Source organism: Leptolyngbya sp. FACHB-541 (assembly GCF_014695875.1).
Lineage (GTDB): Bacteria > Cyanobacteriota > Cyanobacteriia > Elainellales > Elainellaceae > JAAUTN01.
This window is the reverse complement of the sequence record NZ_JACJPC010000015.1, coordinates 71783-93204: the sequence shown is the minus strand read 5'-3', so window position 1 is coordinate 93204 and position 21422 is coordinate 71783. Positions and strand designations below refer to the sequence as shown.

At 48.3% G+C, this 21422-nt stretch carries 31 protein-coding genes; 2 read left to right on the top strand and 29 right to left on the bottom strand.

Annotation, left to right across the window (positions count from 1 at the left end):
• Positions 1 to 3: 3 nt before the first annotated feature.
• The 7 genes from H6G00_RS01875 to H6G00_RS01845 form a co-directional block, all read right to left on the bottom strand.
• Complete coding sequence (locus tag H6G00_RS01875; RefSeq protein WP_190795407.1) at positions 4 to 417, bottom strand: hypothetical protein; 414 nt, start codon at positions 415 to 417, stop codon at positions 4 to 6.
• Positions 418 to 419: 2 nt separating this feature from the next.
• Entirely contained in the window at positions 420 to 1652 is a 1233-nt protein-coding gene (locus H6G00_RS01870) for a hypothetical protein (RefSeq protein ID WP_190795406.1), read from the bottom strand.
• 9 nt (positions 1653 to 1661) lie between these two features.
• Positions 1662 to 2480 (bottom strand): hypothetical protein, encoded by an 819-nt coding sequence (locus tag H6G00_RS01865; protein WP_190795405.1) that lies wholly within the window; start codon positions 2478 to 2480, stop codon positions 1662 to 1664.
• 79 nt (positions 2481 to 2559) lie between these two features.
• Positions 2560 to 3015: a hypothetical protein gene (locus tag H6G00_RS01860; protein WP_190795404.1), complete on the bottom strand. Its 456-nt coding sequence runs from the start codon at positions 3013 to 3015 to the stop codon at positions 2560 to 2562.
• A gap of 74 nt (positions 3016 to 3089) precedes the next feature.
• Positions 3090 to 4727 (bottom strand): DNA polymerase III subunit beta, encoded by a 1638-nt coding sequence (locus tag H6G00_RS01855; protein WP_190795403.1) that lies wholly within the window; start codon positions 4725 to 4727, stop codon positions 3090 to 3092.
• 80 nt (positions 4728 to 4807) lie between these two features.
• A complete protein-coding gene (locus H6G00_RS01850; protein WP_190795402.1) occupies positions 4808 to 5533 on the bottom strand; it encodes a hypothetical protein in 726 nt (241 codons plus the stop codon).
• Between the two features lie 2 nt (positions 5534 to 5535).
• The gene (locus tag H6G00_RS01845) at positions 5536 to 6105 is read right to left on the bottom strand and encodes a hypothetical protein (RefSeq protein ID WP_190795401.1); all 570 of its coding nucleotides are present in this window, start codon (positions 6103 to 6105) and stop codon (positions 5536 to 5538) included.
• Positions 6106 to 6115: 10 nt separating this feature from the next.
• Between H6G00_RS01845 and H6G00_RS01840 the strand changes: the two genes are divergently transcribed.
• Positions 6116 to 6430, top strand: coding sequence for a hypothetical protein (locus H6G00_RS01840; protein ID WP_190795400.1), 315 nt, complete (start codon positions 6116 to 6118; stop codon positions 6428 to 6430).
• Here the strand turns inward: H6G00_RS01840 and H6G00_RS01835 are convergent.
• From H6G00_RS01835 to H6G00_RS01750, 18 genes are all read right to left on the bottom strand, one after another.
• Entirely contained in the window at positions 6342 to 7337 is a 996-nt protein-coding gene (locus H6G00_RS01835; protein WP_190795399.1) for a hypothetical protein, read from the bottom strand. The genes H6G00_RS01840 and H6G00_RS01835 overlap by 89 nt on opposite strands.
• Positions 7338 to 7384: 47 nt before the next feature.
• Positions 7385 to 7603 carry a hypothetical protein gene (locus H6G00_RS01830; RefSeq protein ID WP_190795398.1) on the bottom strand — a complete coding sequence of 73 codons (219 nt, stop codon included), beginning with the start codon at positions 7601 to 7603 and terminating at the stop codon, positions 7385 to 7387.
• 92 nt (positions 7604 to 7695) lie between these two features.
• Entirely contained in the window at positions 7696 to 8109 is a 414-nt protein-coding gene (locus H6G00_RS01825) for a hypothetical protein (RefSeq protein ID WP_190795397.1), read from the bottom strand.
• 77 nt (positions 8110 to 8186) lie between these two features.
• Positions 8187 to 8807: a hypothetical protein gene (locus H6G00_RS01820; protein WP_190795396.1), complete on the bottom strand. Its 621-nt coding sequence runs from the start codon at positions 8805 to 8807 to the stop codon at positions 8187 to 8189.
• A 17-nt stretch (positions 8808 to 8824) separates the two neighbouring features.
• Positions 8825 to 9160, bottom strand: coding sequence for a hypothetical protein (locus H6G00_RS01815; RefSeq protein ID WP_190795395.1), 336 nt, complete (start codon positions 9158 to 9160; stop codon positions 8825 to 8827).
• Positions 9161 to 9178: 18 nt separating this feature from the next.
• Complete coding sequence (locus H6G00_RS01810) at positions 9179 to 9442, bottom strand: hypothetical protein (protein ID WP_190795394.1); 264 nt, start codon at positions 9440 to 9442, stop codon at positions 9179 to 9181.
• A complete protein-coding gene (locus H6G00_RS01805; protein ID WP_190795393.1) occupies positions 9429 to 9998 on the bottom strand; it encodes a hypothetical protein in 570 nt (189 codons plus the stop codon). The genes H6G00_RS01810 and H6G00_RS01805 overlap by 14 nt, the downstream gene beginning before the upstream one ends.
• A 72-nt stretch (positions 9999 to 10070) precedes the next feature.
• Positions 10071 to 10775 carry a hypothetical protein gene (locus H6G00_RS01800; RefSeq protein WP_190795392.1) on the bottom strand — a complete coding sequence of 235 codons (705 nt, stop codon included), beginning with the start codon at positions 10773 to 10775 and terminating at the stop codon, positions 10071 to 10073.
• A gap of 27 nt (positions 10776 to 10802) precedes the next feature.
• Entirely contained in the window at positions 10803 to 11111 is a 309-nt protein-coding gene (locus H6G00_RS01795) for a hypothetical protein (protein WP_190795391.1), read from the bottom strand.
• Between the two features lie 73 nt (positions 11112 to 11184).
• Complete coding sequence (locus H6G00_RS01790) at positions 11185 to 11673, bottom strand: hypothetical protein (protein WP_190795390.1); 489 nt, start codon at positions 11671 to 11673, stop codon at positions 11185 to 11187.
• 135 nt (positions 11674 to 11808) lie between these two features.
• Positions 11809 to 12180, bottom strand: a complete 372-nt coding sequence (locus tag H6G00_RS01785) for a hypothetical protein (RefSeq protein ID WP_190795389.1) — start codon at positions 12178 to 12180, stop codon at positions 11809 to 11811.
• 67 nt (positions 12181 to 12247) lie between these two features.
• A complete protein-coding gene (locus H6G00_RS01780) occupies positions 12248 to 12892 on the bottom strand; it encodes a hypothetical protein (RefSeq protein WP_190795388.1) in 645 nt (214 codons plus the stop codon).
• A gap of 321 nt (positions 12893 to 13213) precedes the next feature.
• On the bottom strand, positions 13214 to 13882 hold the full coding sequence (locus tag H6G00_RS01775; RefSeq protein ID WP_190795387.1) for a hypothetical protein: 669 nt from the start codon (positions 13880 to 13882) through the stop codon (positions 13214 to 13216).
• Between the two features lie 101 nt (positions 13883 to 13983).
• A complete protein-coding gene (locus H6G00_RS01770; RefSeq protein WP_190795386.1) occupies positions 13984 to 14199 on the bottom strand; it encodes a hypothetical protein in 216 nt (71 codons plus the stop codon).
• A 106-nt stretch (positions 14200 to 14305) separates the two neighbouring features.
• Positions 14306 to 15037: a hypothetical protein gene (locus H6G00_RS01765; protein ID WP_190795385.1), complete on the bottom strand. Its 732-nt coding sequence runs from the start codon at positions 15035 to 15037 to the stop codon at positions 14306 to 14308.
• A 108-nt stretch (positions 15038 to 15145) separates the two neighbouring features.
• The gene (locus tag H6G00_RS01760; RefSeq protein ID WP_190795384.1) at positions 15146 to 15916 is read right to left on the bottom strand and encodes a hypothetical protein; all 771 of its coding nucleotides are present in this window, start codon (positions 15914 to 15916) and stop codon (positions 15146 to 15148) included.
• A 4-nt stretch (positions 15917 to 15920) separates the two neighbouring features.
• The gene (locus H6G00_RS01755) at positions 15921 to 16091 is read right to left on the bottom strand and encodes a hypothetical protein (RefSeq protein ID WP_190795383.1); all 171 of its coding nucleotides are present in this window, start codon (positions 16089 to 16091) and stop codon (positions 15921 to 15923) included.
• Between the two features lie 61 nt (positions 16092 to 16152).
• Positions 16153 to 17364 carry a ParB/RepB/Spo0J family partition protein gene (locus H6G00_RS01750; protein ID WP_190795382.1) on the bottom strand — a complete coding sequence of 404 codons (1212 nt, stop codon included), beginning with the start codon at positions 17362 to 17364 and terminating at the stop codon, positions 16153 to 16155.
• A gap of 771 nt (positions 17365 to 18135) precedes the next feature.
• On the opposite strand from H6G00_RS01750, the gene H6G00_RS01745 reads away from it, so the two are divergent.
• Positions 18136 to 19542, top strand: a complete 1407-nt coding sequence (locus tag H6G00_RS01745) for a hypothetical protein (RefSeq protein ID WP_190795381.1) — start codon at positions 18136 to 18138, stop codon at positions 19540 to 19542.
• Position 19543: 1 nt separating this feature from the next.
• On the opposite strand, the gene H6G00_RS01740 is transcribed toward H6G00_RS01745, so the two are convergent.
• The 4 genes from H6G00_RS01740 to H6G00_RS01725 all read right to left on the bottom strand — a co-directional run bounded on the left by H6G00_RS01740 (position 19544) and on the right by H6G00_RS01725 (position 21381).
• The gene (locus tag H6G00_RS01740; protein ID WP_190795380.1) at positions 19544 to 19897 is read right to left on the bottom strand and encodes a hypothetical protein; all 354 of its coding nucleotides are present in this window, start codon (positions 19895 to 19897) and stop codon (positions 19544 to 19546) included.
• A gap of 137 nt (positions 19898 to 20034) precedes the next feature.
• Positions 20035 to 20637 (bottom strand): hypothetical protein, encoded by a 603-nt coding sequence (locus tag H6G00_RS01735; protein ID WP_190795379.1) that lies wholly within the window; start codon positions 20635 to 20637, stop codon positions 20035 to 20037.
• Positions 20634 to 20948 (bottom strand): hypothetical protein, encoded by a 315-nt coding sequence (locus H6G00_RS01730; protein ID WP_190795378.1) that lies wholly within the window; start codon positions 20946 to 20948, stop codon positions 20634 to 20636. The genes H6G00_RS01735 and H6G00_RS01730 overlap by 4 nt, the downstream gene beginning before the upstream one ends.
• Positions 20923 to 21381 carry a hypothetical protein gene (locus H6G00_RS01725; protein WP_190795377.1) on the bottom strand — a complete coding sequence of 153 codons (459 nt, stop codon included), beginning with the start codon at positions 21379 to 21381 and terminating at the stop codon, positions 20923 to 20925. The genes H6G00_RS01730 and H6G00_RS01725 overlap by 26 nt, the downstream gene beginning before the upstream one ends.
• Positions 21382 to 21422: the final 41 nt, after the last annotated feature.

Here is a 21422-nt window from a genome sequence, read left to right as displayed (position 1 = left end):
TCCTCAGTGAACGGTTACGGTTTGTGCGATCGAATCTAGAACAGCTAGGGCTTGTGAAGCCGTGACAGGATCGTGTCCATACTGGCTATCCAAGTCCCCAACAAACAGCGTTACCCATTGCGGAACGGGCGGATATTTGTCAAAGTCTGCAAAGTAATAAAGCTGCAATGCGTGATGAGATTCGTTGAGTTTGAAAGGGAAAAAAGTGTTAATTTGCCACTTCCCCACACTTGCATCCAGCCAGGGCAAAACCTCTGCTAGATAGCAATGTAATGGGCAAGTGCAAACCCCTCCTGCTAGTCCCACAATCTCACCAGCGCCATGCCGCAGCAGCCAGCTACGGAATTTTTCGGGCTGGAGGGCATCAATAAGCTGACCGCGCCACAGTTGAATATCCTCGTTTGAGAAGGGCAGCATTTCTATTCCTCCTCCTCAGCTTTGAATATGCGATCAAATTCAGCCCGAAAAGTGGGCTGTTCAAAGGCACTTTTGGCAAAGTTAAGCCTTCCACCATCGCCAGGGATGAGCTGGAGAGTACCGTGAGGGTTCTCCTCAAACCACTTTTGAATGATTGCCCAAAACTCATCGGGATCTAGCCCTCTGGCAATAATTTCACGGAAGTTAGCCCTGAGCTTTACTTGCCGCCACTCCTGCGGCATTGCGTCAACGATTGACTGGGTTAGCGGCAATGATTTGGGAATTTGAACCCAACTATCTGGCTCAATCGTGTAACATTGCATCGCTGATTGCACAATGCGCTCATAGCCCTGCGGGTCAGCCGCAACCTCAACAGAGATGTCATCCTCGCAGTAGGTAGCAGCGGCGTTTAGCGCCTCACTCAGCCACACACAGCGGTACGCATCACCCCAGCCGCCAATTTCACCAAAAGAATCGTCCAGGGAACGCATGAACACATTCGAGCCGCGATCGCATCGCCCCTCGTATATGGTCGTACCGCGATCTGACAGCCTAAGTTCCCCGCAAAACTCGTTTATGGTTTGGTCTAGTCTTGGCTCACCCGTTGGGTTCCAAGGTTCTGGCTCAACGTCATCATAAACAACGTTGTAGCCGCGTCCTTGGCGCACAATTTGGATGTTGGGATATTTGGGTCTTTGTTGATAAGTGGCTGCTCTCAGCCCACCTATAACGTTCATCGCCCCTAGTATTGAGGGAATGGCGATGCAGGCTTGTTTGATTTTGCGCTGAGCCATCACTTCTTCAACTGTTGGGTAGGGCGCGATCGCTTCCAAAGCTTCTAACGCTTCAAAAGCGGTAACGTGCCGACTTCCCCCCATAAGGTTTTTGAATTGGGTATCCAGCTCATTCACAAACAGCGTTACCCATTCTGGAACGGGCGGTATCCCATAAGCCTCATGGTCGGAGAGCATATAGTACATCTCCAGTTGAGCCTGCAACGGATGCACTTTACGGGGAAAGAAAGTGTAGATTTGATGCGCCCCTACCTCTGCATCCAGCCAAGGCAAAACCTCGGCTAGATAGGTTTGTATGGGGCATCCACACGATGTTCTGGATACTCCCACAATCCTGGTGGGAGGCTGGTCAAGCAGCCACGAATGGAACTTGTCTACCTGGAGGGCATCGATAAGCTGACCGCGCCACTCCTGCAATTTTTCGGGTGTGAATGGAAACATTTTGCACTCCTATGAGAAGAAAGAATTGAAAGTATCTCGATAGCCTGGACGCTCCAATGTCTGCTTGCTGAAGGTAGTGGAGCTGCCCCCTGCGTCCAACCTGAGATAATCGCCAGGTTTTTCCTCAAAAAACTTTTCTGCTGCAAGCCAAAGCTCATCAGCCGAAAAGCTTCGGGCGATAACTTCGTCGGTGTCCAGATTTTGAAGCCTTCTTTGCCGCCAATCTTGCGGCATCTGGTCAATAACCGATTGGGCAATCTTTAGCGACTCAGGAATCGAAACCCAACCCCCTTCCTTGTTTAGGGTGTAGCACTGCATTGATTCCCTGATAATCTGGGCGTAGGCATCGAGGTTGTCAGCCACGTAAACAGAGATGTCACCTTCGCAGAAACTTGCTTCAGCCATCAACTCGTCGCTGAGCCAGATCACGCGATAAGCCCCATCACCCCATCCCTCGATATATTTGAAAGATGAGTCTAGGTTTTTGTGCAAGGCATCCGCGCTTCTGAGCGTGTGCCCATCAAAGCGAGTTATGCCGTCATAGCGTGAACCGATCGCAGCACAGTGTATGTTGATAGTGCGGTCAAGTTTAGGCTTACCCGTTGGGTTCCAGGGTTCATACTCAATGTCTTCGTAAGCGATGTTGTAACAATCGCCCTCCCTGACAATGCAGGCATTGGGGAATTTCGGTTTTCCCTGGTAAGTCGGGGCACTTTGCACATAGGCTAAGCTCTCCTTTGCAAGGTCTAGCGAAGCAATTTGGGAGTAAGCGGTTTTGATTACTTTGCCGCCCTCTTGCAGTTGTTCCATCGTTGGATAGTCAGTCATAATTCCTCAGTTTTGAGTTGTACGATTTCCCCAAATTGGGGATGACATTGGGGAGCATTGAACTCCCCAGCCAGCCTGATTACTGGTTGCCGTATTCCCTGTACTGCCACCATTGGTAGCTCTGCACACCGTTCTCAAATAACTGAGGCTGAATGCCGTTTTTCCTCACTCTGCGAACCTCGATCGCGATTAGGTTCGGAATCTGCAATCCATCGAGATCGGTAAAAACTACGTTGGAGAATCGGCTCAATAGTTCTGCAACATCAACCTGTTTTACGAGCAGGCGAGTTGGGTTGCACTTACCCACATAGGCGATCGCATCAAACTGGTCAACGATTGCCATATCTAAATCTTGGAAGTAGCGAACAAAACAGTTGGTCTTTGTAATCCGAACCCAGCCCGACTGGGCAAGGGCATCTTTAACAAACACAGCGTCAGCGGTTGGAGGCAGGCGCTTGCTCACATTTCGGTAAGCTGTTCGATGGTCAACTCCACGAACACCACAAATTTTTGCATTGCAAATATCAATCAGCATGGTAAAACTCCGGTAGTGAACGGTTAAACAAAACAACGGGTCAGGTAGGCAATGCCTACCTGACTAGCTAAGGGTTATACAGTTGCAGCTTTCTTACGAGATTTGTACTGCCGCTTGGGTTTGGCGGCTGGCTGCTCTGGCTGGGGTTCTGGCTTAGGGGAGGCGATCGCCTCTGCCTCTGCCTCGTCCGTTGCGGGAGGTGTGTCGAGGATGCCTAGCTGGGTATCCTCCGCAATTTCGATTTGCCCCTCTGCTGGTTTATGGGGAAGCTCCTCTTCCTCTTCGGATTCCTCCTCTAAGGGGTCAGAATCCTCATCCTCTTCTTCGTCTGATTCAAATTCTTCATCTGATTCAAACTCAGAATCATCCGAATCCTCATCCTCTTCTCCATCTAGTTCGATGATTGAATCCTCATCAACGGGAGGTAAATCCTCCACATCAGGAAGTTCCTCGCCCTTGAACTCAACTGGCATGACCAAGGCTGAACCCAAGTAGTCTGGTGAGGTAAACAGAATTGGGGTCTTTTTACCTTGTGAATAAAGCACCACATTCTGAGATTTTGCGCCTGCACTTGAAACGGCAATTACAGCCTGTTTCAGGTATGAGATATCTGCGCCAAAAACAACTTTGGCTCCTGGCGGCAACTCTTTCGCCTGTAGGCTCGGAGGTGCTGAAGAAGAGTTGTCTTTAAACTCTTCAATCGGAACAAATTGCTTGCCAGTCCCTACAAGGTCAGATGTACCCACAAGAGATAGCCCATCAGCGAAGCCAATGCACCTGACCGTTGATGAACCGTGAGAAGCAATATGATCAAGTCCAGCTAGGGCTGTAGCAAACAGGGTTTTGTCTACCACCCATGAGAACGACATTTTTTCAACAGCAGGGATGAGGTTCCTGTAGTTGGGATATTGCCCTTCAATTGGGCTACCAATCAGAATGTAGTCCCCGCAGTAAATCTCATACTGCGGAATCTTGATGGATAACTCCCCGCTTGCTGCCCTGCCGACTTTAATTGATAGCTTCGTCTTTTTCGAGACTTTGAGCATTTTCTCTGCTGAAGCGATCGCCTTAGCGTCGATCGTGAAAGCTAGCCCAGACTTAGGCACTCCCAGCGGCTCGGCAGAGAGCGTATATTCCTGGACAGCTAAACGGTGCCCGTCAGTTGCAGCAGCCGTAACTTTTCCATCAGAGATAACTTCGAGGTTTACCCCTAGCAGTATTTGTTTTGTCTCGTCCTTGCTGACTGCATATTTGGGAATGAATACATCAGCAAACTCACTATCCTGAAAGTGAACGGTTGCAGCCTTCTTATCGTCATCCCCGATGAAATTTACTCTTGGGAATTCGTCATGGTTGCGGCTCTTGAGCCTCGTCTGAAACGTACCGCACTTGATAAATGCGGTAGGGTTAAGTTCCTCCTCCCAGTTGTCTACGCGGATCTCTACTGTCCCTACCAATCCAGCTAGAAACTCAACCAAATCTTTTGCACTATCTCCTAGCGCCAAGCAAACAGAACCCGGACGAAAACGGGTCAACTGCTTGCGCCACATTATCGCGGTTCGCAGGTTGTAAGCGGTGACAGTCATCAAACCCTTCTCAGTTACGGAGACATGGAAGTTGCCGAGAGAAGGATGGGTTGGGTTGCGCGGAATCCCGTCTTTGAGTACCCCCAAACCAGTAGCGAGATCTTTAGCTTTCATTTCGATGAACATAGCTAATCCTTAGTAAAAGTGAACGGTTAATAGTGGGTCTATTCCCACTATTAATATTATACCATAAAGTACATTTGAAGTCAAATGTTGAAGAGGTTGAAGCTGGTCTGAACCACGTCACACTCAAGGGTTTGAGCTTCGGCGCGAGGGGTGGTTTCTGCTTTTGGTTTAGCTTTAGATTGGCGTTTAATTACGCCAAACCCCCTGTCTTTTGCAGCGTTAGCAACCTTCCGCCGCACATCTCTTGATAGGAAGTCGTAATCCTGACGAACTTCCCTAAGCGTTGGTGGGCGATAATCGTGCCCAATGTGTTTGAAGAAAGCTTCAGTGCTTTCTATCTTGCCAAACCGAGGTAAAACATCACCTCCCAAATAAAAGTAAAGTTCACACCAGTCATGATGCATAGGGGCTTCCATCGAAGCTGGATACATTGCCGCCAGCATATCGGCTGGAGCGGCTAGCCCTGTAATCTTTCCGGTTTGGCACTCCTCAAAGATGACATTGAGGCGATCTTCATAAGCTGCGAACACCAGCCATTCAGGAATGGTATCTGACCAACCATTTCGATGCACCACAACAGGCCCAACCAGATAGCGCAGTTGATCGACGCTTAGCGGAAGTACCTGTTCAATCAGAACAGCCGCAAACTCTTTATCCAGTCGCATTCTGATCATCATTTGCAGCATTCTCTTTGTTTTGTCCAAGTCGGTTTTATCAGAAGATATAACCCGATCTTGGGATTCTTCGGAGGGCAACAGCAAAGCCTGTTGCTCAACATTTTCAACAGAACCTTTCTTCTTGGGCATGATTAACCTCTCCTATTCTTGAGTGAATTGAGCAATTCTAGATACCTTGCAGTGGTCAGATTTTCGGCGTACAACTGGGGCGATCGCCACTTCCGCCAGGTCGTACTGTAGGCATGATGATGGTAGTAGCCTGTCTCACTAATGCTCTCCCCCCGCAACACGAACACGAGGCTGATGTCCCAACCTTTGAACAGAACATTGGCTGTGTGATAGCCAACCTGAAACTCAAAGGTTTGGGGAAGCAACCAGCGTGACAGCCGCTCTGCTAGTAGGATCGGGTCTTCCCATCCCTCAGCCCAATCTGGATAGATGGCGATCGCTAGCTCCCCATCCTTCAATTGGGGGTGGTAGAATTTCAGCGCCATTTCCCAATACCACTCCTTCGAGTAGTCAGATTTCAGCAGTTCCGGGCGAGAGTACGTACATTTCATCTCAACTTCCCCAAGTAGGGTGAAGCGCTGACTTTTGAGCCAGGGTTGAGGCAATTCAAGTTTTGGCGGTTGCCGTCTGCGTCTGCCGGGAATAACTGGTGTTTCATTCCCGGCAAAGTCTAGTTGGAATGCAATTGACATAGGTTTACCTGTGGCAAAAAAGAAGGTAGAACAAGTTATCAAGCGATCTTGGGGTAGTGCCCCGTTTGAACTTCCCACCCAGCAAGCGTTGGTACGCAAGTGTGTGAAACTTTTGCGCCAAGGAAACACCCCAACTGAAATTGGAGATGCTTATCACTTTCTGGGTGAGGAAGTTTTCAATCTTGCTCTAGCTCAACTGAGTGAGCCAGAGCAAAACTGGGTTAGAGAGTTATTGGCTAGCGATCGGAGCGATGACCGTTCGAGTCCTGGTACAGAACCAGAAGATCCTGGTCATCTCCAATTGGTTGCCAGAGTCGAGGATTAACCCCAAGGTCTTTATCCATCGTCTCTTCCAGTCGAGATAGAGCGTAGGAATCAATCTCTTTGAAATAACGCATCCATCGGTGAACCTGCGGCGACGGAAACCGCCACAACTCATCAACAAGTTGCCCTGGTTGATCTTCCTGCTGCTGAAGGAAAAGTTTGATCAGCATCCAGGTTGCATTCCTCGCTTTTCCGGTTGGAATATGCACTACCTTTAGCTCAAAGGAGTGAACACCCAGCGCTACAGATGTCGCCTCATACACCAGCCAGTAGCGGTCTGTGCCGATGTTGCCAATGTAGTCTCGTTCAGGGATCTTAAGCTCAGTGCAAGCCCGTTCTATTAACTCCTTCATGAAACGCGGGTCGATTCGCTCAGCCGCTTGCTGGGCGATCGCCTGCATCTGCTCATGAGACAGCCCATAGAAGTCGTAACCCGCATCCCACACATCCTCATGGGTAATTGATAACCCAGGTAGGTGAAAGATCTGCACAGTGCTAGGAGCTTCAGCCGCTGCGTCGGGGTCTGCCTCAAACCATACTCCCCTTCTAAGGGTAAGATCATCGGTTTCGCCAATAAACTGCCTTAGCAATGCTGGTGCAATCTCCAGCAATCTTTCTTTGGCAGAGGCAAGGTGAATTTCACCCTCAACAACTGGAGCATCGATCGTAATCGTGACTAGCTCCTCCAATCCCACATCGCAGGACATGAGGCGAGATTGAAGCGGGGTGCAAGATGCAATTTTAGCTTCTTCAAAGTCTTCATCCCAGGATGGTTCTCTCTGCATCATCTGGGCGATCGCCTTCTCCCGTGCAGCCGCTTCAGTGGCAGCTTGCACAATGAGAGAGTCTTTCCAAACAGCGCCCTTGTCTTTGTGGGTGATAATTCCGTCAAGTTTGAACCAAGTCATGAATTTACTCCAACTCCAATTAGTGAACGGTTTTGAGAAATGGTCATCTAGCTAACCCAGTTATCAATGTTGGCTTTCGTGTGTTCTTTCAGCTTGAAAGACAGCAGCCAGTTGCGAAAATCGGTCAGGCAGTCTTGTTCTTCTGCTGCCTCCATAACTCGGTCTACGTCTACGGAACGCAAAGCCTCTGGGCTGTCAGCCGCTAAAAGCAAAATGCTTTGGAAGACTTGTTCAGAGGAATCGGTAAACTGCTCAATGTTACTCATCTCATTTCTCCAAAAGTGAACGGTTTGAAAACAGAAAACAGGTGAACACGGGAGGCGATCGCCCCCCTTCCAAATAACTCATCTAGTTCTCCTTAAGCCAGTAGAATTCTGCCGCAGAGTGCAGCGAACACCGCTGCCACATCCCAGCCCTCAAAGGTCTTTGCCACAAACAACGGTTTGGTTGTTTGGTTTCCGTTGCCGTCGAAGCTTATGAGGTCGATGTGAATGTAGTGCCCCTCGCTGCCGCCCGTGACCGGGAAGCAAGCTATCCACTTGTGGCGGGGAATCATCTCATCCCTTCCTGTTCCTATGGCTACGCCAAACCCATCTAATAGATGCTTCCAGGTGATGCCCACCTCGTAATTGCGAACTTTCACCAGTTCAGCGGGAATTTGCAGCACTTCAATAATTGAAGTGAGTTCGTCAAACACTTCACTTACCGTCTTGCCGTGAACATCAACGACAGAAAGGTTTTCTAGGTCGGGTCTTTGCCAAATTAGAATCACAGTTTTCTCCAATTACTGAACGGTTTAAGCCCTAAACGGGATAAATGAAGCCCTGTTTATCCCGTTTAGGGATGCAATTAGGCTTTATAGCCTTCAATTCCTAGCGCTACTCGAACAGCTTCATCAGCTTCGGTGATGGTGAAGCATTCACGCATGGCGAAGCGCCTCACTTCCTGCTCCAGAACATCCCTTGGGATTGAACCGTCTGGATTGCGTTGGAGGACGATATTATCAATCACCGTGTCGTGAATTTTCACGTACTGAGCCGCCATAATGTCTTGAATCACCCGCGTAAAATCGATCTTCAGCGGGTAGTTCTGACTGGGATGACTGGGATACAATCCCAACCCATCACAAGCAATCATCAGCAGTTCGGCACTGCCTAAAAGTTGCAAGTGCCCCTCACTGTAGAAATCACGAACAACGCCGCCGATGTTCGTAAAAGCGAGGTCAACCGCTCTAACAATCTGCTGCGCCTGATCGCAGAGCGCGACCAGGTGAGCAAAAAAGTCGTCCATGTGTTCATTGGGGATGATTGCGCGGCGTTTGCCAGCGATCGCTTGTTCGTAGGGGATCTGCTCAAACCCTTTCCCCTTGCTGAAGCACAGGTTAAGTTCAGGCAGAATTAGCCATGAATCTTCGCCTGCTACCCACAACTCAACGTTTGGAGGGCGTTTCTCGCAATTTGCACTTTCCATCACTTGTGAGATCACTACTAAAACCTCCCATATCTGCTCAGGGTTTCTTCAGACCAGATATCCTCAAATTTGTTTTGAGGATTGCGCGAATCTAGCCGCCAATCACTCACAAACTTGGATACTTCTAGTCGTCTTTGGGTGTTGGCATTGCTGATAACAGCCTTTACTCTTGCCGGACTAATGGGTGCTTCACTGCCAAAATGAAAGGTGTATAGGCGGCGTAACTGCCAATGCAGATTTGATGCCAGGGTGTACGCCTGATCGATCGTGTCGTAGTCACGCCCCTTTCTGAAGTGCAGCGCTATGAGCCACTGCAACATTGCATAAAATGGTTTGCGGAAGATTCGTTTCATGGTTCTCCTAGTGAATGGTTAACGACCAGAAAATATTTTCCAAACTGCATTGACCAGAGCTATACCAAGCTCAAAGGGGTCAACCTCTAAAACAACTTTTTCAGCCTCCAATCTGATTGGCTTACTCCGTTGTGTTTGCGGTTGTACCTCTTCCACCTCTTGCACGTCAGCATCGAGGCTTTCTAGCCGCCGCAAACCCTCTTCTACGGGGTCGAGCTTGGGTTTAGCTTTGCGTCTTCTAGGTTGACTGGGCTTTGAACTAGCAGACTTACGTGGAGGCATGGGCGATCTCCTCCCGGTATTGGGCGTATTGGGCATCGATCTCAGCTACTTCTGCCGCAGGTTTAAATGCAGAAATTTCGCTGAACTTCCAGCGGTATTGAAGCTTCACTATTCGATTCCCCGTTTGACCGGGAGCATCATAGGTGTTCTGGATTGTGAGAGTCTTCCGGTTGACTTTCACAACTGGTCCCCAGCAGCCGGATTTGTGCTTTACCCAATCCCCAACCTGGAATGAGTTGCGATCGTAAGCAACGCAGCCCGCTTTATGAAGGTGAAACTCCCAGTAGTCAACGGTCTGCCTCAAGTCATTTAGATCCCGTTGCAGAAATAGGCATTGGTCTGAATCAACCGAATATTGCTTTTGAGCATCCTTCAGTCGAAGCTCTAGCATCTCCACATCTGCGCGAGCATCCGTGAGGCGATTGGTCATAGAGCGAATCGTCCTTTCCTCCAACTGCGCCCTGGTACGGTTCAGATGGGGTATTTGCTGCAATTGGGCAGCATAGTCCAGATCGTCTAACCAGCGATATTGCTGGTTTGATGGCTCTTGTGTCATGAGTCTCCTAGTGAACGGTTAGTGAACAAAACCCATTCGGAGAGGGTCGGACTCAACCGAATGGGGTGAGCGTTACAGAATGCGCTGAATTTTCAGCCCATACTTTTCTCTGGATGGGAACAGGGATTTTGCGTCATCAAACAAAATCTCTCGCCCTCTAAAGAAGTCGAAATGAATTTTGCCGAGAGCCATAGTAAAAGAGGTATGGGGATGAGGTTCCTCCCAGTCGATCTCCCCGTAACCTCGAAAGCTTAAATGTCGAGTTATTGAAGAACCTTTGAGGGTTAACTCTATGCTCCAGAACCAGCGCTTAGGGGCAAATGAACTCAGCCTGACTGAACGCCCAAAATAGAGCGTTCTAGTGGTGTAGGGCTGGTCATTCTCAATCAACTTGTCCTGATAGGTGATCAGCGTGATTCGCCCTGTGAGGTCGTACAGATCCTCAACATCTGGACGGGCTAAAACCCGCTTGACGTAGCACACCTCCGGCTCGTCAGGATGGGTAAGCAACTCCACCTCATACTTGCCCCAATCGCATTCCAGGAAGCGATCGCTGTATTCCTGGTTTTCTGGGCTAAACAGCAAGCCGCGCCTTCCCCTGCCTGTCCCATCGGCGTGTCGGGCTAATACCCGATACACCAAAATTTTTCCGGGTGCCCATGCATCAATCCAGTCATCTGTTAGTTCCTGGACAGTCCACTCAGAGGGTTCCTGATAAGTCAGGATATCCCCCTTCATCTCAAATCTTTGCGAGTTTGTAAGCTCTAAATCACTCATAAAACACCTCGTTTTCCAATTGGATTGCTAGTTTCGTTCCCGCTGACCGTCTTGCTGATTGCGAGAATCAGGCGATCGCTCATCCTGCTCCTGCTCCACTACGCCTTGAGTGCAAGCGCCCCCATAGGCGTGTCCCTCGCAGTGGCGAAGATCTCTATCACCTGGGTAAACGGGTCGGTCCCGGTCGCGAACTAGTGGGGGTGGAGGTGGTGGGGGTTCCTCAAAAGGTGCGCCATGCGGGGCACCATGCGGAGCTTGCGCCATAGCAGGCAAGCCCCAAAACATCGTTGAAGCACTCAAAGCGGCGATCGCTTTGAGCAACTGTCTGCGTATCATAAGAACGTCCTCCGAGGACAATCCCGCCCCAGCTTTCTCAGGGCAGATGGGCGGGGTTAACAAGTTGAACCAGTCAAATAGGAAGGGTTAGTTGCTCCTCCACTTGAGCAGCCGCGTTTGGGTTAGGCGGCAAGATCTCAAGCGGTGGGAGCGATCGCACCGGCTGCGGTCGTTGGGGCGGCAACTGCGCTGCTTTGGGCACATGAGGCTTTGACAGCGGCTGGTTTGCATCCCATTCGTTCGGGTCGCAGCCGTAAGGAAACCACTGCAAATAGGGTGATACTGGCTCACGCCCATTTGCGGTAGGAGTCGCCTTCTGATTGCGACGGGCAAAAGAGGCAGTCGCCTCAGCCCCGGCACGATACCAGCGCTCCTCATCTGTCCAGTAACGCCACAGAACAAGCCCTGTCAGCCCCTCCAGTGGACAGGCAAAGCCCTCTGGGGGATAGCTGATCCCTTCCGGGATGGGTTGCCTTCTGGCAACGTGGACGTAGCGATCGCCCTCAAGCGTGACACCCACACCCAAGGCACAATCGCGGCTGATACAGATAACTTTCTCCATGCGATACACAACCTCCCTATTATTTACTATTATATCACATTTTAGATATGAAGTCAAATGGTGAGGTATTTAGACAGCCCCACAAAAAAGGGGTGGAGCAATTGCTCCACCCCTTTTTATGAATACTTTAGATGCCTACCCTCCTGGATTCTCAGTCAGAGATTGTGCCCACACCAGTTGAAAGGGTTCACCCTCTACATCTAGTTTCAGGCGAAATTTCAACCCAGGTTCAACCCACTGTTTCTGAGTTTTAGCGGCGGCTAATTCCTCAGTAGTGGCATAGCGACACTTGAGCAAATCTAGTTCCAGTCGGCAAACATCCTCACCGTCTTTGTAATAGATGAACGGGCACGGGTCACTAGTTGGCTCTGTACCGCCTGCATCATTTCGACGGAACGCATCCCGTCCCTCACAGTGCGAGGACAAAACCTCATACTCAGGTGAAATACTTTCGCCCACTCGCCAGGGGCGCAAACCAAGCTCTGTTTTTTCGTAGATTACTTGCATTGTTCTCAGCTTAGCTTAATGGTTGGTAGTGAACTGGTTGAGCGATCGCGTTTGCTGGCATTGAGGCTCACGTCACAGGCACAGCAGACTTTGAGCGTGGATATGGTTTAGCGGGTTCATAATTCAACCCGCGAGGAAAATTGGGCTTACGTGCTACACCTTCCCATCCACTGCCTTGATACCCCCGGCACCCAATAGGCTTAAACGCACGAACATGATTTCCCCATTTGAACAGCAATGTTCCTTCTGAAGAAAAACTTAGCGCCCGTTCTCTAGCAAACATATTGTCTGGAAAATCAGAAATTTCCAAGACATCTACGAGGGTTGAAACCCACACGCTGATGTGTCCAGCATGATAGTTCTCTACCATTGCAGCAACTTCCTGCGGAACAGATCCAAGGTCTAGTTGATTCCAATATTCATGTTCACTTGTCGGAACAGGCTCACTTAGGCACAACAAGCCGTTATCTGTCTTCTTATACCAGGCTTTTGCGCGACCGATGTAACGCCCGGAATCGCTCCAAGCAATCACATAATCTTGTGGGCTTTCTGGGCGATCGTTTCGGTTTTCCCATGTTGGGGGGGTCTTATGCTGCCCAAATAGGAATACCGCTTCCTCAAGCAGATGAAAGGTGTTAATCGGGTTTTCCTTCCAATCCCACACAGGAATTCCAGGAATTTGACCGCTCAAGTTAGAAGGTGTTTTACGCATTGTTTTTCTCTCTTAGTGAACTGGTTTGGCGATCGCGTTTACAATTAAACGAACGATCTTTGGGGTAAAGCAGGCTAGCCAAGCTTGACGGCAACAACACTTGATCCCATCTGAGCCAAGCCAAACACAAACTTATACCATAGGTATATTTTAGCACAACTTACATCTGAAGTCAAATGTGAGATCCCCCATTTTCCAATTGGAAAATGGGGTAAAAGTATCCCTGACGTGAGCCGAAAATAGGCACAAAAAAACGGTCGGGGAGTCCCCGACCGTTAGATCTAGTATGAGTGGGGCCGAGGGTAATTCAGCCCCACTAAATTACAGCACAGCGATCGCCCCCGCTGGGACGCAAAACTCATTAGCTAGCCACGCGACGACATCCCGGTAAACGGCTGGCTCCCAAATTGAGCCAGCTTTGAAGCCTTCGATCTCAAGTTGATGCTCAATGGCTACTAGCAAATCCTCATGAGGATACTTTTGTTGATCCTCTGTAAATGCTGCTGGGTTAGCAGGCAATACGCCCAGCTTTGAAAACACAAATTCCCCTGTACGCAACCAGTGAGAGATATTCAAATACTCAAAGGCTTGCCCTAGTGTCTTGATAGAGCATAATTCTTGCGGGTCAGGCTGATGGTAGTAATGTCGCATGATCGCCTCAGCGATCGCTTGCTCAAGCCTAAAACAGAAGTTCTCTGGAGGTTCAACCCCATCAAACTCAAACCATTCTGGGCTGATCTCGCCCGACTGAGCCGCAACCAAAAATAGCTGGGCTACGTTGGTTGCATCCCGATAGAAATCGAAGATCGTAACACCTTCATGGGCGATCGCCCTGACTGGGAAGCTTCCGTTAGCCTGAGCGATAACCGCTCTAAACCGACGTGGCCCCAGGCAATCGATCCTCAACTGATGCCCAGTGGGTAGGGTCGCAAAGAACCCTCCACAGGTGACGATGATTGGCTCACCCGCAGCAGCAATATTGTTAGTCATATCAATCCTTAGTGAACGGTTAATGTTCCCCGACTGGGGAGGCGATCGCGGGGATTTGAACCCCGCCGCTAGCCTAAACTAGCGTTCCTAGTGGCGATCGCTTAGCGAAAACGCATCTCTTGCAAGTGATCATTTTGGGCTAAACACTTGCCCAATCTTTCCCATTCAATGTCGTCATATTGTTGCTCATATTCCAGGTAAAATTCCCTGTGATCTAGCGATTGCCAGAGAATTACCCATGTAAGGTGCCTGTTGTACCGATAGAACAACTGTCCATTGTCGGTTGATGTATCAAGCCTCACAATCTGCAATAGCATAAATTTACTCCAGTGAACGGTTTTGAAAGTTCCCATAAATGGGATGCGATCGCCGGGAATTGAACCCGGCCACTAAACTAGTTAGTGTTCCTTATTAGCGATCGCGTTAGATATCAATAGGGCACTCACAACTCAAGTCAGAAAAATGTTCATGGTGGAGATATTCGATCGCCGTGATAACGTCAACCAATGCCCCTTCCTGCTTCTCAGCAAGTTCGATTAACTCTAATCGATAGCGGTCAACATATTGCCACCCTTGTGGATGAATAGCTGCTATCATTCCATCTATTCGATCGGCTGATACAGGATTCAAGCTTTGCAAGATCTCATCTAATCGAGCGGTATTGGCATAGGGTTTGAGATTTTTAACGATATTCCCCATATACCGCTTGTAGTCATCGTCAGAAATAGTATGTTGCATCCAATCGTGAAAGATTAAACTACTGTTAGTTTCATCGTTCAATTGGTCAAACGCTTGAAGAATTACAAACGTCATGTGAAGCATACGCTTTCTGCATTCTCCAGAAGGATATCTGTATTCAAAGTTGTACTCAATTTCCTTGAAGAAAGCCTCAATTTGATTGTTTTGAACACAATCAAACCACGATAAAGCGCGATAGTTGATAGATTCTAATGGCTCAGATGGAGGAGGAACTATCGGAACCGATCCAACCTTATCCCTCCATCGAATCCTATGGGCCGCCATGTCTAGCGTCACAGGGTTAATAGTTTGATGTGTTGGTTCGAGTTTAAGATACTCATCAGCCATCTGTTGAACCCAACTAGCTCTACTGCCATGTTGGGCCGCCAAATATTCAACTATTTGATCGCGTAGCATCTTTGTTAACTCCCTAGCGTGAACGGTTTATACTTCCCATAAATGGGATGCGATCGCCGGGAATTGAACCCGGCCACTAAACTAGTTAGTGTTCCTTATTGGCGATCGCTATAGGTCACAGAATGGGGATAACTCAGGAAAGAACCCCCCATGAGGATGATTTAAGTTTTCTAGATACAAAATGGTATGCTTTAACCCCTCTTTCTTTGCGGCTAATTCAATTAGTTCTAGCCGATATCGATCCACATATTCCCATCCATCAGGATGGATAGATGCCACGATGGGATCTATATTCCCATGAGATGCAGGAAGCAATTCCTTCATTAGTTTGTCAAGCTGTTTTCCATCGTCAGAAATAAAAGGCATTAATTCAGAGAGTAATTTTCGTCTGAATTGGTCATACTCTTCCATGTCTAAAGCATTGCTCATCCATTCATGAAAAAGTACGCTACTGCACCACATGAGATCTTCATCATGTCCATTCTCATGTACTAGATCCAACGCTCGAAAGGTCACAAATAGCATATGAATCATGCGTTTTATTTCGCTTTCTGTTGGATGAACGTACTCAAAATTACAGGTAATTTCCTGGAAAAAATTGTAAATTTGATCGTTTGCTACGCAATCAAACCAGGTTAATTCACGGTAATTTACTGGCTCAGATGGGGGTGGTAAAACTGGAAACGATTTACACTTATCGCCCCATACCGCATAGAACATGGCCCGCTCTAAAATAGCCGGATCAATGTTCTCTTGAGCGTTTTGTAATATCTTGGAATACTCCTCAATTACTCGCTCAAGCCATTCTGCCCTGGCATCGGAAATCCCACCCTCATCGGATAAACTCAAATGAGAAATGATCTGATTCCGCAAACCCATAGCTTTACTCCTGTGAACGGTTTTTAGTTCCCATAAATGGGATGCGATCGCTGGGAATTGAACCCAGCCACAAGTTAAACTTGTGTTCCTTATTGGCGATCGCTTTTAACTCCAGTGAAGGGTTTAACACTCCCATAAATGGGATGCGATCGCTGGGAATTGAACCCAGCCACAAGTTAAACTTGTGTTCCTTATTGGCGATCGCTAGGGAAGTGAGAACACTTCCCTAATTAGCGCTAGGCTACTTTGTTTTGAGTTTTAGCCTGAGTTTTAGCCTGAGTTTTAGCTGGAGGTTTAGCTGGAGGTTTAGATTTAGTTTCAGCGTCCCTGTCTTCCTCTAAAGCCTTAACAGTTATTTGATTCCGCATAGAATTCCTCATTTCCTCAGCACTCTTGCGAATGCCGTCAAAGATGATCCGTTGCTCATCAAGCTGTTTTGAGGTTAAAGCAGCCAGAATTTTGTTGAATTCCTCAGCGTCAATTGATGATAGCTCACTCATTAAAGTGCCCATCGTCTCGGTCGCTTTGAGGAACTTGGCTACATCTTTGGCCAGTACCGGATCAATTCCAAGGCTTGCACCTTCGATTGAACCTTGATCAACTCGGGCCGTCTCGGCTTTCTTCTTAACGTTTGTAAACAGTGTCTTAGTTTGTGAGAGGGAAGATGCCTTACCAGCCCTAGCAATTTTGATATATTGCTGTCGCTGATCACCCTCTAATTGAGCGATATAGAAGGCATGATCCCAGTTGAGATGAGATTCAACAGGCTCATCATTCTTTTTAACAACCTTACCGTCCTTGTGGACTTTTTTCGTCTCAATTTCTTTGCGCTCATCAACCGTCAGTTTGAGTAGCAGCAAGCGATCGCGAACGCGGTGAGATTGTTTGATGCCTAGCCGTCTAGCAATTTGATCAATGGTTAGCTTGTATCGGTCGCGAAGTTCGCCAAAGGCTACCGCTTCCTCATACTTTGAGATATCTCGTCTTTGCATATTTTCGATAATTGCAAACACGAGAATTTCTTCATCGGTTAACTGAACTACCTTGCAAGGTACACCATCATCAAATTGATGATCGTCACCTCCAGTCATCAGCATTCCGATCGCTCGCCATCTGCACTCACCCGCTACGATCATGTAATGATCGTTTCTTTGCACTACGATGATTTCTTGCAGCAAGCCTACCTCAGAGATGGATTGAGCCAATTCTCTGATGTAGTCACTATCGAACTTCTTGCGAGGCTGATCAGGATTGTTTTGAATTAAATCGTAGTCAATCTTTTTCAGTTCGCCATCGTAAGATGAATCAGCAGTAGCGCTAGGCTGCTTAGATGCATCCGTTTTAGCCGCTTTAGTTTCAGCAGTTTTAGCCGCTTTAGTTTCAGCAGTTTTAACAGTTGCAGTGTTAGCAGTGTTAGCAGATTTAGCAGCAGTTTTAGCAGTTGCCATGATCGTGATTACTCCAGAAAATTAGTGAACGGTTTAATTCCCCAAAATGGGGATGGGATGGGAAGGAATCGAACCTTCCCTAGAACGCTAAACCTACTAGGGAAAAATCCTTAAACGCTAAACTAGCGCGGGTTTTCGCGTCCTAGCCCAAGCATCCCTGTAAACGTCACAGAAGGAGTTTTGTGCTGCGTGCGATATACGTTATTAAGTTTTCAAGGTTCGGTGTGAGGTGTTTCTCGTTCCCCCATGTCAACTATCTAAACGGATTTTAGATGAAAAGTCAACACATTTCCTAGAATCCTTGCTGGGTAAAGGTTTGAACTTTGACTGAGCAATCAAAACAAGCTTGTGCTTTGAATCTGGGAAACTTGACGGAGCAAGATAAACCGCTTGAAATTCCCCGTACTTTTTGCCCTAGCTAAGTTCTGAATTTTGGCGGGAAAAAATCGAACGGTCTAAAATTTTCCTGCGTTCCCTATACCCGTTTAATTGTCTAGGTTCTAAGGGATGCGAAATAAAAACGCATCTTTTGAGAATAAGGATTAAGAGGGTAAACTCTGTCACCTCATTTGTCAACAATTATATCATAAATATTGCTTATAGTCAAAAGCGCCCGTGTGAGCGTACCCACGCGCCCGTATACGCGCATTTTTCCCGCACATATGCGCCCCACGCGCCCACGCGCGGGATCATAGGATCGCGTGGATCAGCGTGTGCGTGGATCACTAACGGGCAAAGGGAACCTTGAGCCTAGAGTGAGGTTCAGCCCCTATGTTTTTCGGTCCCATCCCAACCAAATGCATTGAGCAGATTTTTCGCGTCATCCCGTTCGATGAATGGGATAGGGCGTATGTGTGCTGTAGCGGGTCGTTCAAGGTTGAGCAGGCACTCAGCCGCCGCTACCCCCAGCTCCCTATCCTCAGCAACGACGTGTCCCTCTACACGACTGCCATCGCCCAGGCAGTCCTCCAGCAGCCCATCAAAATCAAGTTTCAGGGGCGGCTCATCTTCGTTGAGCAGTACCTCAAAGACCAACCCTTCCCCGTTCGGGTCGCTGCCGTCCTGGTCGCGCAGGAGATGAGCCGCTTCTGCGGTAACAATGACTTTGCCAAGAAGCACTTTGAACATTACTGCCAGCACTTCGCCAACTTCCTCGACTCGGCTGCTGAGAAGCTAACCCTCTTTGCTGAAGGCTTCTCAATCGATAGCTACTACTGCGGCGACTGGGCAGCTCACGTTGATGAGGCGATCGCCCGTGGTGGTGGCATCATCGCATACCCCCCGCCGATGAAGGGGGAGTATGAACGACAGTACGAGTTTCTAGATGAATGCGTAGTTTGGGATGCTCCAACCTATGAACCCTATGACCCGTCGCGGCTAGATGGCATCCTTACCAAAATTGAGGCGGCAGGCATCCCCTACTTCATCCTGTCTGATCAGGCATTTGAGAACCGTAAGCCCATCCTGGAGTTTGCGACAGGGCGCAAAAATCCGCAGTATGGCTATGCGTTCACGCCCAAATCTACCGTCCGTCACCTAATTCCAGCCTGCCAGCAGTCTGAGGCGTTCGTGTATGAGCCGATCGATATGTCCAAGCTGAAGCCTAACAGCAAGGTTGAAATCGTGCCCATTGAGGCGAAGTACGCCAACTTCATCAAGGATATCTACCTTGCCAAAACGATTAAGCACACCAACGGCATTCTGACTGTGTTCGTGCTGATTGATGGGATGCTAGCAGGCTGTCTGGTCTACAACATGAGAATCCTATCGGGCAGCGGTAGAAGTAAAAAGATGAAGAAGGATGCCCTCTACCTACTCACTGACGTAGTTCTCTCCAACCAAATGAAGCTAGCCAAGCTGGTCACGACAATCGCTACCAGCAGGGAAGTTGTGAACATCCTGGAGCGGCGATTGTTCATTCAGATTAAGGAGGTCTGGACAACTGCCCGAACTGGGGCGCGTCCCATGTCGATGAAGTACCGGGATGTCTACCAACTCCACCACCGAACCGAGTCACCAGAGGAAGGCTTCATTTGTGAGTACGTGTCTGAGGTCCGAACTCAGTCCATTAAGAAGATGTTTAAAAAATGGTTCGAGAAATACCGCCATGAGCAGCCGGGGAAAGACAAAAAAAAGCAGCTCGCAGGAGCTGCTGGAAGTGCTGATACTGAGGATTAGGTTATTTAGCGGTTGCAGCGCTGGAGAACGGTTTATTTCCCTGCTTAATGTAGTTAGCTACAACTTCAAGCCAGTATTCAACAGGCTGCAAATGACAACCTTCTGAATACAAAACCCCAGGCAGATTGTAAGGAGCGTTAGGATGAATACCGCTGACCGAGCCAGGGCAATTCAAAGTTTTAACCGCACCGTCTTTGTGGGCTGCTACCCACCAAACCGACTCACGGTAGTTTTGGATGATGTCGTATGTCACCCCGTCTGACGTGGTGGTGTAAAAAAGTTGCACCCCATTATCTTTCAGAGTGAAGCAAACACCATTCACTTCAACTGATTTAGCTAGATTTGTTGTTTTCATTTCAGCTCAAGTCTCAATTTAGGTCTTTAACGGTTGCAGCGATCGCAACCCATGCCACCTAGCCCGACGTGTCCCGCATCGTCCAGTCGCGCCATCAGTTCGTCAAGATTCGTCGTTATGACTTTTCTCCTAAGAAGTTACTGTGCTTGCAAAATGGAAACCAAAATTCCCATCAAAACATCGAGGTCAGCAGGAACCCGATAAAGATTGATATCCCTCACAACCTTCTTCTCCTGCCGATAAAACATTCCAAATCGCCACTCTTCCCCCGTTGTGACAGCGCCATACAAAACAGGCGTGGCAGATTTAACCCATTGGTCTAAGGCAATTAACTCAACCGCTAGCTGAGTGAAACCCCTCATCAGGTCTGAGTTTTTGGCTTCCACTACCAGCAAATTAGAGCGGGATTGAACGTAGTAATCGAAGCTGCCTTTTAGCTGCTCGTTTACCGCTACAGGATATTCAATCTTGAGCCTTGCCTGCACTTGCCGACACAGGCTAGTTAGCACAGGGGCAATCAGGATTTCACGCCGCGCCGCCTCACTCTCCAGATCTACTAATCCCAGGTCTGCCTCTAGCTCTGTTCTCAGTAAACTTGTGTCTGTTGGCAGGGCATCAAATGAGAGCGATCGCCGCTCAAGTCCAACTCCAAACTCAGCCAGGATGTCTTCCTGAGCAAAGGGAAGTTCAAAATAGCTACGGAAAGTGTAGGACTTATCCGGGTCTAAAATTAAGCTCATGCCGCATCTCCTTTAGCTGTTGCAATTCTCGCGCCCAACATTATGTTTTCAAGAAAGGAACTCATGCCTGCGTGGGTTGCAGCCCCATGCAGACATGAAGGGTCGGGCAACTCTGGGTCTTTCCAGGTCAAGGTAAGCATTTCGCTTTTGGGTTTGAATTCATAATCGAGCAATAGCCCTAGCTGTTTTGCTTGTTCAGCCAGCTCTAGAACGTGCAAATTTTCTGCTTGAGTCATGGTTTTAGTTGGATAGTTGTGCAGCTTGCGAAAGAAGGGCGATCGCCCCTTACTGAAATTGAGGCCCCAGCCCATAACAAGCGTCATACTGTTTTTTTGTCGTCAGTTCCCAGCCTGACGACCTACTCCATGCAAGATAAATACGAATAGGTTCCCCATCATGCACGGCACAAGTCGTAAAGGTTTCCGAGTCTTTTTTATTGAGGAACATTCGCACTGAATCTGCAAATGAAAATTCTTCTTCGACCCCGGTGATAGTCAAGTGTTTTCTACTGCCCAAAGTGGCAATTTTGCCAGTTATGAGCGGTGCCCCATCACCTTGAATGATGTAGCCTGTATCCACGACAAAAATCCATTTGTGGAGAACTTTATCCCCTGGCTCTACATCTGAATCAAGAATCTTGTAATAACTTCCAGAGGCATCTCTTAAACCTTCTCTCTCAACTTGATACAAGAATAGGTTTGACGACATTTCAAACTTTATTGGCGATTCTGGAATGGACGGCATAAATTACCTCAGTTTGTTTAGCAAAAGAAGGGCGATCGCCT

Coding starts and splice junctions, on each gene's coding strand:
- H6G00_RS01765 (WP_190795385.1), bottom strand. CDS start 15,037: ATGCTACGCGATCAAATAGTTGAATATTTGGCGGCCCAACATGGCAGT.
- H6G00_RS01750 (WP_190795382.1), bottom strand. CDS start 17,364: ATGGCAACTGCTAAAACTGCTGCTAAATCTGCTAACACTGCTAACACT.
- H6G00_RS01845 (WP_190795401.1), bottom strand. CDS start 6,105: ATGTCAATTGCATTCCAACTAGACTTTGCCGGGAATGAAACACCAGTT.
- H6G00_RS01865 (WP_190795405.1), bottom strand. CDS start 2,480: ATGACTGACTATCCAACGATGGAACAACTGCAAGAGGGCGGCAAAGTA.
- H6G00_RS01835 (WP_190795399.1), bottom strand. CDS start 7,337: ATGACTTGGTTCAAACTTGACGGAATTATCACCCACAAAGACAAGGGC.
- H6G00_RS01780 (WP_190795388.1), bottom strand. CDS start 12,892: ATGCGTAAAACACCTTCTAACTTGAGCGGTCAAATTCCTGGAATTCCT.
- H6G00_RS01820 (WP_190795396.1), bottom strand. CDS start 8,807: ATGGAAAGTGCAAATTGCGAGAAACGCCCTCCAAACGTTGAGTTGTGG.
- H6G00_RS01795 (WP_190795391.1), bottom strand. CDS start 11,111: ATGATACGCAGACAGTTGCTCAAAGCGATCGCCGCTTTGAGTGCTTCA.
- H6G00_RS01860 (WP_190795404.1), bottom strand. CDS start 3,015: ATGCTGATTGATATTTGCAATGCAAAAATTTGTGGTGTTCGTGGAGTT.
- H6G00_RS01875 (WP_190795407.1), bottom strand. CDS start 417: ATGCTGCCCTTCTCAAACGAGGATATTCAACTGTGGCGCGGTCAGCTT.
- H6G00_RS01730 (WP_190795378.1), bottom strand. CDS start 20,948: ATGGGCTGGGGCCTCAATTTCAGTAAGGGGCGATCGCCCTTCTTTCGC.
- H6G00_RS01775 (WP_190795387.1), bottom strand. CDS start 13,882: ATGACTAACAATATTGCTGCTGCGGGTGAGCCAATCATCGTCACCTGT.
- H6G00_RS01850 (WP_190795402.1), bottom strand. CDS start 5,533: ATGCCCAAGAAGAAAGGTTCTGTTGAAAATGTTGAGCAACAGGCTTTG.
- H6G00_RS01735 (WP_190795379.1), bottom strand. CDS start 20,637: ATGAGCTTAATTTTAGACCCGGATAAGTCCTACACTTTCCGTAGCTAT.
- H6G00_RS01870 (WP_190795406.1), bottom strand. CDS start 1,652: ATGTTTCCATTCACACCCGAAAAATTGCAGGAGTGGCGCGGTCAGCTT.
- H6G00_RS01810 (WP_190795394.1), bottom strand. CDS start 9,442: ATGCCTCCACGTAAGTCTGCTAGTTCAAAGCCCAGTCAACCTAGAAGA.
- H6G00_RS01815 (WP_190795395.1), bottom strand. CDS start 9,160: ATGAAACGAATCTTCCGCAAACCATTTTATGCAATGTTGCAGTGGCTC.
- H6G00_RS01745 (WP_190795381.1), top strand. CDS start 18,136: ATGTTTTTCGGTCCCATCCCAACCAAATGCATTGAGCAGATTTTTCGC.
- H6G00_RS01830 (WP_190795398.1), bottom strand. CDS start 7,603: ATGAGTAACATTGAGCAGTTTACCGATTCCTCTGAACAAGTCTTCCAA.
- H6G00_RS01805 (WP_190795393.1), bottom strand. CDS start 9,998: ATGACACAAGAGCCATCAAACCAGCAATATCGCTGGTTAGACGATCTG.
- H6G00_RS01760 (WP_190795384.1), bottom strand. CDS start 15,916: ATGGGTTTGCGGAATCAGATCATTTCTCATTTGAGTTTATCCGATGAG.
- H6G00_RS01790 (WP_190795390.1), bottom strand. CDS start 11,673: ATGGAGAAAGTTATCTGTATCAGCCGCGATTGTGCCTTGGGTGTGGGT.
- H6G00_RS01740 (WP_190795380.1), bottom strand. CDS start 19,897: ATGAAAACAACAAATCTAGCTAAATCAGTTGAAGTGAATGGTGTTTGC.
- H6G00_RS01785 (WP_190795389.1), bottom strand. CDS start 12,180: ATGCAAGTAATCTACGAAAAAACAGAGCTTGGTTTGCGCCCCTGGCGA.
- H6G00_RS01725 (WP_190795377.1), bottom strand. CDS start 21,381: ATGCCGTCCATTCCAGAATCGCCAATAAAGTTTGAAATGTCGTCAAAC.
- H6G00_RS01770 (WP_190795386.1), bottom strand. CDS start 14,199: ATGCTATTGCAGATTGTGAGGCTTGATACATCAACCGACAATGGACAG.
- H6G00_RS01800 (WP_190795392.1), bottom strand. CDS start 10,775: ATGAGTGATTTAGAGCTTACAAACTCGCAAAGATTTGAGATGAAGGGG.
- H6G00_RS01855 (WP_190795403.1), bottom strand. CDS start 4,727: ATGTTCATCGAAATGAAAGCTAAAGATCTCGCTACTGGTTTGGGGGTA.